Origin of the sequence: Pseudomonas sp. PDM19, assembly GCF_014852215.1 — a bacterium.
GTDB lineage: Bacteria > Pseudomonadota > Gammaproteobacteria > Pseudomonadales > Pseudomonadaceae > Pseudomonas.
This window is the reverse complement of record NZ_JACVBG010000004.1, coordinates 816,880-831,328: the sequence shown is the minus strand read 5'-3', so window position 1 is coordinate 831,328 and position 14,449 is coordinate 816,880. Positions and strand designations below refer to the sequence as shown.

The 14,449-nt window shown below is 62.5% G+C and carries 14 protein-coding genes and 2 tRNA genes; 1 reads left to right on the top strand and 15 read right to left on the bottom strand.

The annotated features are described in order from the left end of the window. Positions 1-15: 15 nt before the first annotated feature. The 9 genes from rimP to rlmE all read right to left on the bottom strand — a co-directional run bounded on the left by rimP (position 16) and on the right by rlmE (position 7,047). The gene (gene rimP / locus IB273_RS26110) at positions 16-474 is read right to left on the bottom strand and encodes a ribosome maturation factor RimP (protein WP_045216751.1); all 459 of its coding nucleotides are present in this window, start codon (positions 472-474) and stop codon (positions 16-18) included. A 127-nt stretch (positions 475-601) separates the two neighbouring features. Then, a tRNA-Met gene (locus IB273_RS26105) sits at positions 602-678 on the bottom strand. A 93-nt stretch (positions 679-771) separates the two neighbouring features. Beyond that, a tRNA-Leu gene (locus tag IB273_RS26100) sits at positions 772-857 on the bottom strand. A 16-nt stretch (positions 858-873) separates the two neighbouring features. Next, positions 874-1,266: a preprotein translocase subunit SecG gene (gene secG, locus IB273_RS26095; RefSeq protein WP_081520701.1), complete on the bottom strand. Its 393-nt coding sequence runs from the start codon at positions 1,264-1,266 to the stop codon at positions 874-876. 2 nt (positions 1,267-1,268) lie between these two features. After that, entirely contained in the window at positions 1,269-2,024 is a 756-nt protein-coding gene (tpiA, locus tag IB273_RS26090) for a triose-phosphate isomerase (protein ID WP_192225371.1), read from the bottom strand. A 65-nt stretch (positions 2,025-2,089) separates the two neighbouring features. Next, positions 2,090-3,430 (bottom strand): phosphoglucosamine mutase, encoded by a 1,341-nt coding sequence (glmM, locus tag IB273_RS26085; RefSeq protein WP_081520699.1) that lies wholly within the window; start codon positions 3,428-3,430, stop codon positions 2,090-2,092. Next, positions 3,427-4,296, bottom strand: a complete 870-nt coding sequence (gene folP / locus IB273_RS26080; RefSeq protein WP_151188367.1) for a dihydropteroate synthase — start codon at positions 4,294-4,296, stop codon at positions 3,427-3,429. Before folP ends, glmM begins: the two co-directional genes overlap by 4 nt. Before the next feature lie 9 nt (positions 4,297-4,305). Then, positions 4,306-6,222, bottom strand: a complete 1,917-nt coding sequence (gene ftsH, locus IB273_RS26075) for an ATP-dependent zinc metalloprotease FtsH (RefSeq protein WP_081520697.1) — start codon at positions 6,220-6,222, stop codon at positions 4,306-4,308. 201 nt (positions 6,223-6,423) lie between these two features. Then, the gene (gene rlmE / locus IB273_RS26070; protein WP_045216738.1) at positions 6,424-7,047 is read right to left on the bottom strand and encodes a 23S rRNA (uridine(2552)-2'-O)-methyltransferase RlmE; all 624 of its coding nucleotides are present in this window, start codon (positions 7,045-7,047) and stop codon (positions 6,424-6,426) included. Between the two features lie 79 nt (positions 7,048-7,126). Here rlmE and IB273_RS26065 point away from each other — a divergent pair, with 79 nt between their 5' ends. Beyond that, positions 7,127-7,441 (top strand): YhbY family RNA-binding protein, encoded by a 315-nt coding sequence (locus tag IB273_RS26065; RefSeq protein ID WP_015478938.1) that lies wholly within the window; start codon positions 7,127-7,129, stop codon positions 7,439-7,441. A 42-nt stretch (positions 7,442-7,483) separates the two neighbouring features. Here the strand turns inward: IB273_RS26065 and IB273_RS26060 are convergent, their stop codons facing one another. The 6 genes from IB273_RS26060 to dapB all read right to left on the bottom strand — a co-directional run bounded on the left by IB273_RS26060 (position 7,484) and on the right by dapB (position 14,426). Then, positions 7,484-7,888 (bottom strand): DUF4149 domain-containing protein, encoded by a 405-nt coding sequence (locus IB273_RS26060; RefSeq protein ID WP_192225405.1) that lies wholly within the window; start codon positions 7,886-7,888, stop codon positions 7,484-7,486. 10 nt (positions 7,889-7,898) lie between these two features. Next, positions 7,899-8,375, bottom strand: a complete 477-nt coding sequence (gene greA, locus IB273_RS26055) for a transcription elongation factor GreA (RefSeq protein WP_081520695.1) — start codon at positions 8,373-8,375, stop codon at positions 7,899-7,901. Continuing rightward, positions 8,372-11,593, bottom strand: coding sequence for a carbamoyl-phosphate synthase large subunit (carB, locus tag IB273_RS26050; protein ID WP_081520694.1), 3,222 nt, complete (start codon positions 11,591-11,593; stop codon positions 8,372-8,374). The genes greA and carB overlap by 4 nt, the downstream gene beginning before the upstream one ends. 19 nt (positions 11,594-11,612) lie before the next feature. Then, entirely contained in the window at positions 11,613-12,266 is a 654-nt protein-coding gene (gene leuE, locus IB273_RS26045; RefSeq protein ID WP_026079047.1) for a leucine efflux protein LeuE, read from the bottom strand. 29 nt (positions 12,267-12,295) lie between these two features. Next, positions 12,296-13,432, bottom strand: coding sequence for a glutamine-hydrolyzing carbamoyl-phosphate synthase small subunit (gene carA / locus IB273_RS26040; RefSeq protein ID WP_192225370.1), 1,137 nt, complete (start codon positions 13,430-13,432; stop codon positions 12,296-12,298). Between the two features lie 187 nt (positions 13,433-13,619). Beyond that, complete coding sequence (gene dapB, locus IB273_RS26035; RefSeq protein ID WP_081520692.1) at positions 13,620-14,426, bottom strand: 4-hydroxy-tetrahydrodipicolinate reductase; 807 nt, start codon at positions 14,424-14,426, stop codon at positions 13,620-13,622. Between the last annotated feature and the right edge of the window lie 23 nt (positions 14,427-14,449).

The window sequence follows — 14,449 nt, the reverse complement described above, 5'->3', positions numbered from 1 at the left end:
CCGCGCTCTGGCGGCTCACTCAAATCGGGGAATGATGTTGGCCTTGTCGATCGAGTCGACCGGCAGCAGGTATTCATGGTCATCCACCAGGACCACCACATCCTGCTCCTCCACACCACGGAGAATGCCCTGGAAATTGCGACGCCTTTCGAAAGGCGTGCGCAGCTTGATCTTCACCTGCTCGCCGACGTAACGGGCGAACTGTTCGAGTGTGAAGAGCGGCCGATCCATACCGGGCGAAGACACCTCCAGGGTGTACTCGCCACTGATCGGGTCTTCCACGTCGAGGATGCCACTGATCTGACGACTGACAATTTCGCAGTCATCGACCAGGATGCCTTCGGCACGATCGATATAAACCCGGAGCAGGGAATGGCGACCTTGGGAAATGTACTCCAGGCCCCAGCACTCATAGCCGAGCGCTTCTACTACAGGGGCCAACAAGGCCTGCAACTGTTCTAGCTTGCTCGACACCTGATCGCCTCGCGTATGCTGTAGAAACAAAAAATGGGCGAAACGCCCATCCCTTAAGGACCGCCCTGATCTGGCGGCGCGGACTGTCCAGCTAGCAAAAAGCCCCTGAAAAGGGGCTCTGCCAAACTGGTTGCGGGAGCAGGATTTGAACCTACGACCTTCGGGTTATGAGCCCGACGAGCTACCAGACTGCTCCATCCCGCGTCAAAGCTGGTGCGAAATTATACGGTCGAGCCCCTTGAAGGTCAACCGAAACTCCGGAACGACAAGGCCCGCACTGCGGGCCTTTTCGTAATATGGTACCGAGGAGGGGACTCGAACCCCTACAGCCTATGGCCACTACCACCTCAAGGTAGCGTGTCTACCAATTCCACCACCTCGGCAAAAACTCTTGCCTGCTTACTTCTGCTCAGGAGCCGCCGGAACGTCGCCGTTACCGCCTGCAGGGGCTTGAGGTTGCCCTTGCGCGCCCGGCACATCGCTAGCTGCCGGAGCTTGTTCCTGCTTCTGCTCCATCACTGCCGGATCAGGAAGCCCAGCGTGACGAATCATATCAGCTTTTTCTTTAGCAAAATACGCTAAACCCAAGCTGGTAATAAAAAAAACTGCGGCCAGCACAGCAGTGAAGCGACTCAGGAAGGTAGCAGAACCCTGGCTACCGAAAACAGTACCCGAAGCGCCAGCACCAAACGACGCACCTGCGTCGGCACCCTTGCCTTGCTGAAGCAGGACCAGCACAACCAGACCCAGCGCCATCAGCAGGTGAATCACGATTACAACTGTTTCCAGCATCTTCAGTTTCCTGCGGCGCGACAGATCGCACCGAACTCATCTGCATTCAGGGAAGCTCCACCAATGAGCCCCCCATCGATATCCGGCATGCCGAAAAGCTCGACAGCGTTGGCGGCCTTGACACTACCGCCGTACAGGAGACGAAGGCCGCGAGCCACCTCTGCGTTCTCCGCCGAGATCTGCGCGCGAATCGCCGCATGTACTTCCTGGGCTTGCTCGGGAGAAGCGGTCAGCCCCGTCCCAATTGCCCACACCGGCTCGTAAGCCACAACGGCGCGGGAGAAAGCCCCGACACCGAGATCTTCGATCACCGAGCCCAACTGGCGCCCGACAACCTCAAGAGTCTTGCCCGCCTCACGCTGCTCGCGGGTCTCACCCACGCACAGGATCGGAATCAGGCCACACGACTGAACCGCCGCAAACTTGCGACTGATCACGCCATCGCTCTCACCCAGGATCAGGCGACGCTCGGAGTGACCGACCAGCACCAGCGAGCAACTCGCATCCGCCAACTGGCTGGCTGCGATCTCGCCCGTCAAGGCGCCCTGCATCGGCTCAACCGCGCAATTCTGCGCACCGACGGCAACCGCCTTTCCATCCAGGCCTTGTACGACCTGATTGATGTACAGACAGGGCGGAAACACCGCCACATCGACACCCGTGGGAAGAGCCAGTTGACGCAGGCCTTTGATCAGCTCCGTTACGCTGGAGCGGGTACCGTGCATTTTCCAATTACCGGCCACCAAGGGTCGACGCATGCTGTACCTCGCTGAGCAAAGTGGGCGCAGATATTACTCGACGGTTTGGGAACTGACAAGAGAAATCAAGCACATACCTCTGTAACGACTTTTGCCAGCTGCTCGGCATAGCCGCGAACGCGAGCCTCTTCGTCACCCTCGACCATCACCCGAACCAGCGGCTCGGTACCGGACTTGCGCAGCAGAACGCGGCCGCGCCCGGCCATTTCCTCGGTCACCTTGGCGCAAGCTTCCTTGACCGCCGGATGTTCCAGAGGATCGACGCCACCGCCAGCGAAACGCACGTTGATCAGCACCTGCGGGCACTTGCGAATGCCCATGCGCGCCTCGGCCAGGTTCTGCCCGCGGGTCTTGAGCGCCATCAGCACCTGCAGCGCCGCAATGATCGCATCGCCCGTGGTGGTGTGCTGGTAGCACACGACATGGCCGGAATTCTCGCCACCCAGTTGCCAGTTGCGCGACTGCAGCTCGGACATCACGTAACGGTCGCCCACCTTGGCGCGGGCGAAGGGAATATGCAGTTCCTGCAGAGCCAATTCGAGCCCCAGGTTGCTCATCAGGGTCCCGACCACGCCGCCATGCAGCTTGCCGCGATCGAGCATGTCACGGGCGATCAGGTAGAGAATCTCGTCGCCGTCGACGATGGTGCCGGTATGGTCGACCATCATCACCCGGTCGCCGTCGCCGTCGAAGGCGATACCGATATCCGCATGATTAGCCAGAACAGCTTCCTGCAGCGCCCCCATGTGGGTGGAACCGCAATTGTGGTTGATGTTCAGGCCGTTGGGCTCGGCGCCGATGACAAATACCTCGGCACCCAGCTCACGGAATACGTTGGGTGCGATCTTGTAGGTCGCGCCATGGGCGCAATCCAGCGCGATGCGCAGGCCGGCAAAACTGGTGTTCGAAGGCACGCTGCTCTTGCAGAACTCGATGTAGCGGCCGGCCGCGTCATTGATGCGCGAGACCTTGCCCAGACGGGCAGACTCGACCACGGTCATCGGCGCGTCGAGGAGCTCCTCGATGATCAGCTCGACCTCGTCGGGCAGCTTGGTGCCCTGGCCGGAGAAGAACTTGATGCCGTTGTCGTCATGGGGATTGTGCGAGGCACTGATGACGATGCCGGCTTCAGCATGGAAAGTGCGGGTCAGATAGGCGATGCCGGGCGTCGGCATAGGGCCCAGCAGCATCACGTCGGCGCCGGCGGCAGACAAGCCAGCCTCCAGCGCGGATTCGAACATGTAGCCGGAAATCCGCGTGTCCTTGCCGACGAGCACGCGGCATTTACCCTGCTGACGGAAGGCCATGCCCACCGCCCAGCCCAATTTGAGCACGAAGTCCGGCGTGATCGGCGGAGTGCCTACGCGCCCGCGAATTCCATCGGTGCCAAAATACTTCCTGCTCATGCGGGCATCCCCTCTTCCGTTGCACTTTCCACTGCGTGAATCATTCGAACCACATCCACGGTCTCGGCGACATCGTGGACGCGGATAATGCTGGCTCCCCTGGTGACTGCAAGGGCGGCCAGCGCCAGGCTGCCATAGAGACGCTCGCCCACCTCAAGGCCAAGCGCGCGCCCGACCATGCTCTTGCGCGAGACACCGACCAGCATCGGGCACCCCATGTCCATCAACCTGTCCATCTGTCGGAACAGATTCAGGTTGTGGCTCTGGGTCTTGGCGAAACCGAAGCCAGGATCGATGACGATCCGCTCGCGAGCAATGCCCACGGCTTCGCACAGCGCGATGCGTTCCTCAAGGAAGCCACGGACTTCCTGAAGGATATCCGGGTAACGCGGGTCATCCTGCATGTTTCCCGGCTCACCGCGCATGTGCATCAGGCACACCGGGAGCCCGGTATCGACGGCAGCATCCAGGGCGCCGTCGCGCTGCAGTGAGCGCACGTCGTTGATCAGCCCGGCACCAAGGCGCGCGGTCTCGCGCATGACGGCCGGAGTGGAGGTATCCACCGAAATCACCACATCCAGCTCGCGGGCAATGGCCTCGACCACCGGAGCGACACGTTCCAGCTCCTCGGTGGGCGAAACCACGCGAGCGCCCGGACGCGTCGACTCGCCGCCGATATCGATCAGCGTGGCGCCGGCCGCGACCATCTCCGCTGCGTGGCGCAAGGCAGCATCGTGCTGGTTGAAGCGCCCGCCGTCGGAGAAGGAATCAGGGGTGACGTTGAGTATGCCCATGACGTGCGGGCGGCTTAAATCAAGAACCCGGTTGCCGCAAGGCAACCGGGTCGGGTGGTACAACGAACTCATTCAGTGCTCTCAGTGTTCGCCGGCGGGCCCGCCAATCGGGTTTTCCTGGCGACCTTCGTCGCGCGGCGAGGCAGCATTGCCGGAGGAACCGGAGTTGCCACCCTGCCAGTCACGCGGTTCGCGCGGAGTACGACCAGCCATGATGTCGTCGATCTGATCGGCATCGATGGTTTCGTACTTCATCAGCGCGTCGGCCATCATGTCGAGCTTGTCGCGGTTCTCTTCCAGCAGGCGCTTGGCGATGCCGTAGCAGTCGTCGATGATGCGACGCACTTCCTGGTCGATCAGCTTGGCGGTCTCACCCGAGATATTCGAGTGCTGGCCACCAGCGCTGCGGCCGAGGAAGACCTCGCCCTCCTCTTCCGCGTACATCAGCGGACCGAGCTTCTCCGACAGGCCCCACTTGGTCACCATGTTCCGCGCCAGCTGGGTGGCACGCATGATGTCGTTGGAAGCGCCGGTGGTCACACCTTCGAAGCCCAGGGTCATCTCCTCGGCGATACGGCCACCGAACAGCGAGCAGATCTGGCTTTCCAGGGCGCGCTTGGACAGGCTGTAGCGGTCCTCTTCCGGCAGGAACATGGTCACGCCCAGGGCGCGACCGCGCGGAATGATGGAAACCTTGTAGACCGGGTCGTGTTCCGGCACCAGGCGACCAACGATGGCGTGGCCGGCTTCGTGGAACGCGGTGTTCTTCTTCTCCTTCTCGGACATGACCATGGTCTTGCGCTCAGCGCCCATCATGATCTTGTCCTTGGCCAGCTCGAACTCACGCATGTCGACGATGCGCTTGTTGGAGCGGGCGGCGAACAGCGAAGCCTCGTTGACCAGGTTGGCCAGGTCGGCACCGGAGAAGCCGGGGGTACCGCGCGCGATCACGGCGGGGTCGACGTTGTCGCCCAGCGGGACCTTGCGCATGTGCACTTTCAGAATCTGCTCGCGACCACGGATGTCCGGCAAGCCGACCACCACCTGGCGGTCGAAGCGGCCCGGACGCAGCAGCGCGGGGTCGAGCACGTCCGGACGGTTGGTCGCGGCGATGACGATGATGCCGTCATTCATCTCGAAGCCATCCATCTCCACCAGCAACTGGTTGAGGGTCTGTTCGCGCTCGTCGTGACCGCCACCCAGGCCGGCGCCACGATGGCGACCGACGGCGTCGATCTCGTCGATGAAGATGATGCAGGGTGCGTGCTTCTTGGCCTGGTCGAACATGTCGCGAACGCGCGAGGCGCCTACGCCGACGAACATTTCCACGAAGTCCGAACCGGAAATGGTGAAGAACGGCACCTTGGCTTCGCCGGCGATCGCCTTGGCGAGCAGGGTCTTACCGGTACCGGGCGGGCCGACCATCAGCACGCCGCGCGGGATGCGACCGCCCAGGCGCTGGAACTTGCCGGGATCGCGGAGGAACTCCACCAGCTCGCTGACCTCTTCCTTGGCCTCGTCGCAACCGGCGACGTCGGCAAAGGTGGTCTTCACCTGGTCTTCCGACAACAGGCGGGCCTTGCTCTTGCCGAAGCTCATCGGGCCGCCGCGTCCACCGCCGCCGCCCTGCATCTGGCGCATGAAGAACATGAAGACCGCGATGATCACCAGGATCGGGAAGCTCGCGACCAGCAACTGAGTCCAGATGCTCTGCTGCTCGGGCTGCTTGCCCTCAACAACGACATTGTTGTTGACCAGGTCGCCGATCAGGCCATTGTCCTGGATCGCCGGGCGGATGGTCTTGAAGGTGTCACCATCCTGGCGCTTGCCGGTGATGACATAGCCGTCGACGGTCACTCGCTCGACCTTGCCGTCCTTCACCTGCTGGATGAAGTCGGAATAGTTGAGCGTCTGCGGCTCGCTCGGGCTGGAGAAGTTGTTCATCACGGTGACGAGTACCGCCGCAATGATCAGCCACAGAATCAGGTTCTTTGCCATGTCGTTCAATTGACTACCCTCTGAAGCCGGCTCCGCCCTGGAAACCGCTTCTCACGACGGCCAGACTCCTTCCGGCCAAAATTACTACACAACGCCCGCCGCCAGGCAGGCGCCGTCTGTAACCCTTTATGAACCCCGGCTTTCACCGGTACAAGCAAAACCTGCAAGGCATAGACCAGAAGCCTGCCCAATCATTCCAGTCTAGGCGCCGCGAAAGCCCCGTGCGAGCAGATACTGCTCCCGCGAACGGTCGCGGGACGACAGCGGTTTGCGCATCTGCACCTTCTCGAAGTTCTCGCGAACCATCTTGTGGTAAGCGTCGAAACCCTCACCCTGGAAAATCTTGATCAGGAAATCACCGCCCGGACGCAGTACACGGGTGCACAGGTCCAGGGCCAGCTCGCAGAGGAACATCGCACGAGGCATGTCCACGGCGGGCAGTCCACTCATATTGGGGGCCATATCGGAAATCACAAGGTCTACCGGATTTTCTCCGATGGCCTCGAGCAACTGGGCAAAGACCTCGTCCTCGGTGAAGTCACCCTGGATGAAGGTGACGTCCGGGATACTGTCCATCGGCAGGATGTCCGACGCGATCAGGGTGCCCTTGTCGCCAATCACCCGGCTGGTGACCTGCGACCAGCCGCCCGGCGCCGCGCCGAGGTCGACCACGGTCATGCCGGGGCGCAGGATGCGATCCTTCTCCTGGATTTCCAGCAGTTTGTAGCTGGCACGCGAGCGATAGCCGTCGCGCTGTGCCATCTTCACGTAAGGATCGTCGAAATGTTCTTTCAGCCAGCGATGGCTAGTCTTGGAACGGGCCACGTATTACCTCGTCTGAGCGGCATCCCGGTATAACCGAAACTCGGGTAGAATATCCGCCTTTTTTCCCAGGGGTCAGATTATGGCGCTCTCTCAGGAGCAGAAAAAGCAGTTCAAATCTATCGGGCATCACCTGAAACCCGTATTGACCGTTGCTGAAAACGGTCTTTCGGAAGGTGTGATGGCCGAGCTTGAGCGTGCGCTCAACGATCATGAACTGATCAAGGTGCAGTTCCGCATCACCGAACGCGACGATCGTCGTGCGCTGATCGACGAACTCTGCCAGAACGGCAGCTGCGAACTGGTTCAGTCCATCGGCAAGATGGCGCTGATCTATCGTCGCAATCCCAAGCCGAACAAGAACCTGTCGAACATCAGCCGCTTCAGCGGCCTCTGACAGTCAAGACCGGCAACGCGGAGCCGGCAAGGCTCCGCCGCGTCAGTTCCGCTCGTCCCGCCCGGGCGCCGGCTGCAACACCAGCAGCAAGCCACACAGCGCCACCACCAGGTAGTTGAACAGCAGCCAGCGCTGAGCATCCGGCGCTACCTGGCGCACCACGAAATAAGCCGCCGCCATCACCAGCACGGTCAGCAGCAACTGCCCCCGCGCTTCACGGGTGAAGGCAGCGAACCCGCGCGCCTGCCAGAGCACCAGAGCCTGGAGCAGCACGCAGAAACCGGCGAAGCCCAGCAGCAATGGCTTCAGCGCGTCGGCGACGGCTTCCACCAGCAGTGGCGCCAGGCCGATCTTGTCCAGTGCCGGCAACACCACGAACTGAAGCAGCCATAGGCCGCCGACCCAGAATGTCTGGGCCAGCAGCCAACTGATGGTGCCTGCGCTCAGGGATTGCCGATCAGGCGTGGCGGACTTCAACGATCTCGTACTCGACGTCGCCGCCCGGAGTCTTGACCAGAACAGCGTCGCCTTCAGTCTTGCCGATCAGCGCACGGGCGATCGGCGAGTTGACCGAGATCTTGCTGTTCTTGATGTCCGCCTCGTCGTCGCCGACGATCTGGTAGGTCACCGTCTCGTCGGTCTCGACGTTGGCGATATCGACGGTGGTGCCGAAGATCACCTTGCCGCTGTGCGGAATGGTGGTCACGTCGATGATCTGCGCGTTGGACAGCTTGGCCTCGATGTCGCGGATGCGAGCTTCGGACATGCCCTGCTGTTCACGGGCCGCATGGTATTCGGCGTTTTCCTTGAGGTCGCCCAGTTCACGCGCTTCGGCGATGGCCTGGGTGATCTGCGGGCGCAGAACGGTCTTCAGGTACTTCAGTTCTTCTTCCAGGGCGCGAGAGCCCTGGACGGTCATTGGAAATTTGCTCATGCGTTGATTCCTGCATGGAGATCCTGCAGACGGCGAACGGTCTTCTCGGGACCGAACTTGAGCGCCTCACAGATCGCTTGCCCCGCCGCAATGGTGGTGGTGCAGTAGATCTTGTGCTGCAGGGCGTTACGACGGATGGAATAGGAGTCAGCGATGGACTGGCGGCCTTCGGTGGTGTTGATGATCAGGGTGACCTCGTCATTCTTGATCATGTCGACCACGTGAGGACGGCCCTCGGTCACCTTGTTCACGCGACGTACCGGCAGACCGGCAGCCTCGATCACCTTGGCGGTGCCAGCAGTGGCAACCACCTCGAAGCCCAGTGCGACCAGGTCGCGGGCGACCTGAACGGCTTGCGGCTTGTCGTCCTCGCGGACGCTGATGAAGGCGCAACCGGCATTCGGCAGGATTTCACTGGCGCCCAACTGGGCCTTGGCGAATGCCTCACCGAAGCTGTCGCCGACACCCATCACCTCGCCAGTGGATTTCATCTCTGGGCCGAGGATCGGGTCGACGCCGGGGAACTTGGCGAACGGGAACACCGCTTCCTTGACGCTATAGTACGGCGGGATCACCTCCTGGGTGAAGCCGACTTCGGCCAGGGACTTGCCAGCCATGACGCGGGCCGCAACCTTGGCCAGCGATTCGCCGATGCACTTGGAGACGAACGGCACGGTACGCGATGCGCGCGGGTTCACCTCGATCACATAGATGTCTTCGCCCTGCACGGCCATCTGCACGTTCATCAGGCCGACCACGCCGAGCTCCAGGGCCATCTTCTTGACCTGCTCGCGGATCTCGTCCTGGATGTGCTGCGGCAGCGAGTACGGCGGCAGCGAGCAGGCGGAGTCACCGGAGTGCACGCCGGCCTGTTCGATGTGCTGCATGATCGCGCCGATCACCACGGTCTCGCCGTCGCACACCGCATCGATGTCGACCTCGATGGCGCAGTTGAGGAAGCGGTCCAGCAGCACCGGGCTGTCGTTGGAAACCTTCACGGCCTCGCGCATGTAGCGCTTGAGCTCTTCTTCCTGGTAGACGATTTCCATCGCGCGGCCGCCCAGTACGTAGGACGGGCGCACCACCATCGGGTAGCCGATGTTCTTCGACAGCTCCAGGGCCTGGTCTTCGCTGCGCGCGGTGGCGTTGGCCGGCTGGCGCAGGTTCAGGCGCTGCACCATGTGCTGGAAGCGCTCGCGGTCTTCGGCGCGGTCGATGGCGTCCGGGCTGGTGCCGATGATCGGCACGCCGGCTTCTTCCAGGGCGCGGCAGAGTTTCAGCGGGGTCTGGCCGCCGTACTGTACGATCACGCCCTTGGGTTGCTCGACGCGGACGATTTCCAGCACGTCTTCCAGGGTCACCGGCTCGAAGTACAGGCGATCGGACGTGTCGTAGTCGGTGGAGACGGTCTCCGGGTTGCAGTTGACCATGATGGTCTCGTAACCGTCTTCACGCATGGCCAGCGCGGCATGTACGCAGCAGTAGTCGAACTCGATGCCCTGGCCGATACGGTTCGGACCGCCGCCCAGGATCATGATCTTGTCGCGAGTCGACGGATTGGCTTCGCACTCTTCCTCGTAGGTCGAGTACATGTAGGCGGTGTCGGTGGCGAATTCGGCGGCGCAGGTGTCCACGCGCTTGTACACCGGCAGCACCTTCAGCTTGTGGCGATGGTTGCGCAGGTTCTTCTCGGTCACACCCAGCAGGGTGGCCAGGCGGGCGTCAGAGAAGCCCTTGCGCTTGAGCTTGTACATCAGCTCGCGGTCGATGGCGGACAGACCCAGGGTCTTGACGCGCTCTTCATCCTTGACCAGGTCTTCGATCTGCACCAGGAACCACTCGTCGATGCGGGTCAGGTCGAAGACTTCGGCGATGCTCTTGCCAGCACGGAAGGCGTCGGCGACGTACCAGATGCGGTCGGCATTGGGCACGGTCAGCTCGCGCTTGAGGATGCTCTCGGCTTCCGGGTTGCTCAGGTCGAGCTTCGGATCGAAACCGGTGGCGCCGACTTCCAGGCCGCGCAGGGCTTTCTGCACGGACTCCTGGAAGGTACGACCGATGGCCATGACTTCACCCACGGACTTCATCTGGGTGGTCAGGCGGGCGTCGGCTTTCGGGAATTTCTCGAAGGCGAAACGCGGGATCTTGGTGACGACGTAGTCGATCGCCGGCTCGAAGGACGCCGGGGTGCGGCCGCCGGTGATGTCGTTCTGCAGTTCGTCGAGGGTGTAGCCGACCGCCAGCTTGGCGGCGATCTTGGCGATCGGGAAGCCGGTGGCCTTGGAGGCCAGCGCCGAGGAACGCGATACACGCGGGTTCATCTCGATCACGACCATGCGGCCGGTGTTCGGGCAGATGCCGAACTGCACGTTCGAACCGCCGGTTTCCACGCCGATCTCACGCAGCACCGCCAGGGAGGCGTTGCGCATGATCTGGTATTCCTTGTCGGTCAGGGTCTGTGCCGGCGCCACGGTGATCGAGTCACCGGTGTGCACGCCCATCGGGTCGAAGTTCTCGATGGCGCAGACGATGATGCAGTTGTCCTTCTTGTCGCGGACAACCTCCATCTCGTATTCCTTCCAGCCAATCAGCGATTCGTCGATCAGCAGCTCGTTGGTCGGCGACAGGTCCAGACCACGGGTGCAGATTTCCTCGAATTCTTCGCGGTTGTAGGCGATGCCGCCGCCGGTGCCGCCCATGGTGAAGGACGGACGGATGATGCACGGGAAGTTGACCTTCTCCAGCACGCCGTAGGCTTCTTCCATGGTGTGGGCGATGCCCGAGCGCGGGCAGGCCAGGCCGATGTCGCGCATGGCCTTGTCGAAGCGCGAACGGTCTTCGGCCTTGTCGATGGTGTCGGCGTTGGCGCCGATCATTTCCACGCCGAACTGCTCGAGCACACCGTGGCGCTCCAGGTCCAGGGCGCAGTTCAGAGCGGTCTGGCCGCCCATGGTCGGCAGCAGCGCGTCAGGGCGCTCCTTCTCGATGATCTTGGCGACGGTCTGCCACTTGATCGGCTCGATGTAGGTGGCGTCGGCCATGGCCGGGTCGGTCATGATGGTGGCCGGGTTGGAGTTCACCAGGATGACACGGAAGCCTTCTTCCTTCAGGGCCTTGCAGGCCTGTGCGCCGGAGTAGTCGAACTCGCAGGCCTGGCCGATGACGATCGGGCCGGCGCCGAGGATCAGGATGCTCTTGATGTCTGTACGCTTGGGCATGGGACTCTCGTTGCAATATTCAGGAAAGGGTTGCGCTGGCCAGCTTCACGCCAAAGCCGACGAACAGGGCGCCGACGCCACTCGAGGCGCCGGCAGCCAGCCGTTGCCGCCGACGGAACCAGGCCGCCAGACGCACACCGGAGAAAATCAGGAAACTCAGGTACAGGGCGCTGATGATCTCGAGGATCGTACCCAGCACCAGGAACGACAGGCCGGGGTAGGCGTAACCCGGGTCGACGAACTGGATGAAGAAGGAAATGAAGAAGAGGATCGCCTTGGGGTTGGACAGGCTCAGCAGCAGCGCCTTGCGGAACGGCTGGTTGACGTCCACTTCCTTCGCCGGCGCGGCGGCTGCCTCCAGCGGGTGGCGCAGCTTCTGCCAACCACCGCGGAGCATGCCGATCCCCAGATAGAACAGGTACGCGGCGCCGACGTACTTCAGGCCCAGGAACAGCATCGGCTCAGCCTTGAGGACCGAGGCAATACCCAGCGCCGACAGGAACATCAGGATCGCATCACCGAGGAACACCGCACTCGCCGCCCGGTAGCCCGACGCCACGCCGCGCTGGGCGGCGGTGGCGAGGACGAACAGCGAGTTCGGCCCCGGCAGCAGGACAATGAACAACGTACCCAGGACGTAGGTCCAGAGATCGGTGATTCCCAGGGTCGGCATCATCTTCTTCTACCTCTTCGAGCTCGTACTCAGCGGCGCTCGGCCATCGCCGCGATGAAGCGGTCGAACAGCGGAGCCACGTCGTGCGGGCCTGGGCTGGCTTCCGGGTGACCCTGGAAGCTGAAGGCCACCTTGTCGGTGCGCTCGATGCCCTGCAGGGTACCGTCGAACAGCGACTTGTGGGTGGCGCGCAGGTTGGCCGGCATGCTGCCTTCATCGACCGCGAAACCGTGGTTCTGGCTGGTGATCATGACCACGCCCGAGTCCAGATCCTGCACCGGGTGGTTGGCACCGTGGTGGCCGTGGCCCATCTTCAGGGTCTTGGCGCCGGAGGCCAGGGCCAGCAGCTGGTGGCCGAGGCAGATGCCGAAGACCGGGATCTCGGTATCAAGGAACTCGCGGATGGCCTGGATGGCGTAGTCGCACGGCTCGGGGTCGCCAGGGCCGTTGGAGAGGAAGATGCCGTCCGGGTTCAGGGCGAGCACTTCGCTGGCCGGAGTCTGTGCCGGTACCACGGTCAGGCGGCAGCCACGGGCAACCAGCATGCGCAGGATGTTCAGCTTGACGCCGAAATCGTAGGCCACCACGTGGTAAGACAGGTCGGCAGCGGCGATTTCCGGATGACTGTCGGTTTCCAGGTTCCACACGCTGGAGCGCCACTCGTAGCGCTCGGTGGAGGACACGACCTTGGCCAGGTCCATGCCTTTCAGGCCCGGGAAGCCGCGCGCCAGTTCGAGGGCTTTTTCCTCGGTGGCGTCGTCGCCAGCCAGGATGCAGCCGTTCTGCGAACCTTTCTCGCGCAGGATACGGGTCAGACGGCGGGTATCGATGCCGGCGATGGCAACGGTGCCGTTCTCTTTCAGGTAGTCCGGCAGGGACTGCTTGTCGCGCCAGCTGCTGGAGAGCAGCGGCAGGTCACGAATGATCAGGCCGGCGGCCCAGACCTTGTTCGACTCGGCGTCTTCAGGCGTAGTGCCGGTGTTGCCGATGTGCGGGTAGGTCAGGGTGACGATCTGTTGGGCGTAGGAAGGATCGGTGAGGATTTCCTGGTAGCCGGTCATGGCGGTGTTGAACACCACCTCTCCGACGGTCTGGCCGTCGGCGCCGATGGCTTCACCGCGAAAAACGCTGCCGTCGGCAAGTGCAAGTATGGCTGGCTTAGTCAAGAAGACCTCCCGTAGTTCAAGCCTGGCTGGGCGTGCGCAGATTGTAAAAAAGCGGGATGACATCAGAAGAAGTCATCCCGCTTTTTATGTGATCATGCTGCGCTACTTTTAGTGGACACACTAAAGCTGTAGTTTACAGAAATGCGACATCATGGTCCACCTTTTGCACGACGTACGGCCATGCCACTCAGCGCAGGCCGAGAACATCCTGCATGTCGTACAGGCCGTTGGCCTGCCCATCCAGCCACTGCGCAGCACGCACGGCACCACGAGCGAAGGTCATGCGGCTCGAAGCCTTGTGGGTGATTTCCACGCGCTCGCCGTCGGCAGCGAACAGCACGGTGTGATCGCCCACCACGTCGCCGGCACGCACGGTGGCGAAGCCGATGGTCTCGCGCGGACGCGCACCGGTCTGGCCTTCGCGACCATACACGGCCACTTTCTCCAGATCACGACCCAGCGCATTGGCAACTACTTCGCCCATGCGCAGCGCGGTACCGGACGGCGCGTCGACCTTGTGGCGGTGGTGCGCTTCGAGGATCTCGATATCCACGTCATCACCCAGAACACGGGCGGCCGTGTCGAGCAGCTTCAGGCAGAGGTTCACGCCGACGCTGTAGTTGGCCGCAAAGACGATCGGGATGTCCTTCGCCGCCTCGCTCAGCAGCTCCTTCTCCGCCGCTGAGAAACCGGTGGTGCCGATGACCATGGCCTTGCCGGCCTTGCGGCAGACTTCCAGGTTCTTCAGGGTCACGGTCGGATGGGTGAAGTCGATCAGCACGTCGAACTCGTCGACCACCTTGGCCAGGTCGCCCGACAGCGGCACACCGATGCGGCCCAGGCCGGCCAGCTCACCCGCATCGGCGCCCACCAGGGTGCTGTCCGGACGGTCGACCGCCGCAGTCAGGCCGGCACTGCCATTGGTCTGCTGGACCGCTTCGATCAGGGTCTTGCCCATGCGCCCGGCGGCGCCCATTACGGCTATACGTCGCATAAAAACAGCTCCAGGCTGTAGGC

Coding starts and splice junctions, on each gene's coding strand:
- greA (WP_081520695.1), bottom strand. CDS start 8,375: ATGAGCAAATTTCCAATGACCGTCCAGGGCTCTCGCGCCCTGGAAGAA.
- folP (WP_151188367.1), bottom strand. CDS start 4,296: ATGAGTTCGTTGTACCACCCGACCCGGTTGCCTTGCGGCAACCGGGTT.
- dapB (WP_081520692.1), bottom strand. CDS start 14,426: ATGCGACGTATAGCCGTAATGGGCGCCGCCGGGCGCATGGGCAAGACC.
- tpiA (WP_192225371.1), bottom strand. CDS start 2,024: ATGCGTCGACCCTTGGTGGCCGGTAATTGGAAAATGCACGGTACCCGC.
- secG (WP_081520701.1), bottom strand. CDS start 1,266: ATGCTGGAAACAGTTGTAATCGTGATTCACCTGCTGATGGCGCTGGGT.
- carB (WP_081520694.1), bottom strand. CDS start 11,593: ATGCCCAAGCGTACAGACATCAAGAGCATCCTGATCCTCGGCGCCGGC.
- glmM (WP_081520699.1), bottom strand. CDS start 3,430: ATGAGCAGGAAGTATTTTGGCACCGATGGAATTCGCGGGCGCGTAGGC.
- IB273_RS26065 (WP_015478938.1), top strand. CDS start 7,127: ATGGCGCTCTCTCAGGAGCAGAAAAAGCAGTTCAAATCTATCGGGCAT.
- leuE (WP_026079047.1), bottom strand. CDS start 12,266: ATGCCGACCCTGGGAATCACCGATCTCTGGACCTACGTCCTGGGTACG.
- ftsH (WP_081520697.1), bottom strand. CDS start 6,222: ATGGCAAAGAACCTGATTCTGTGGCTGATCATTGCGGCGGTACTCGTC.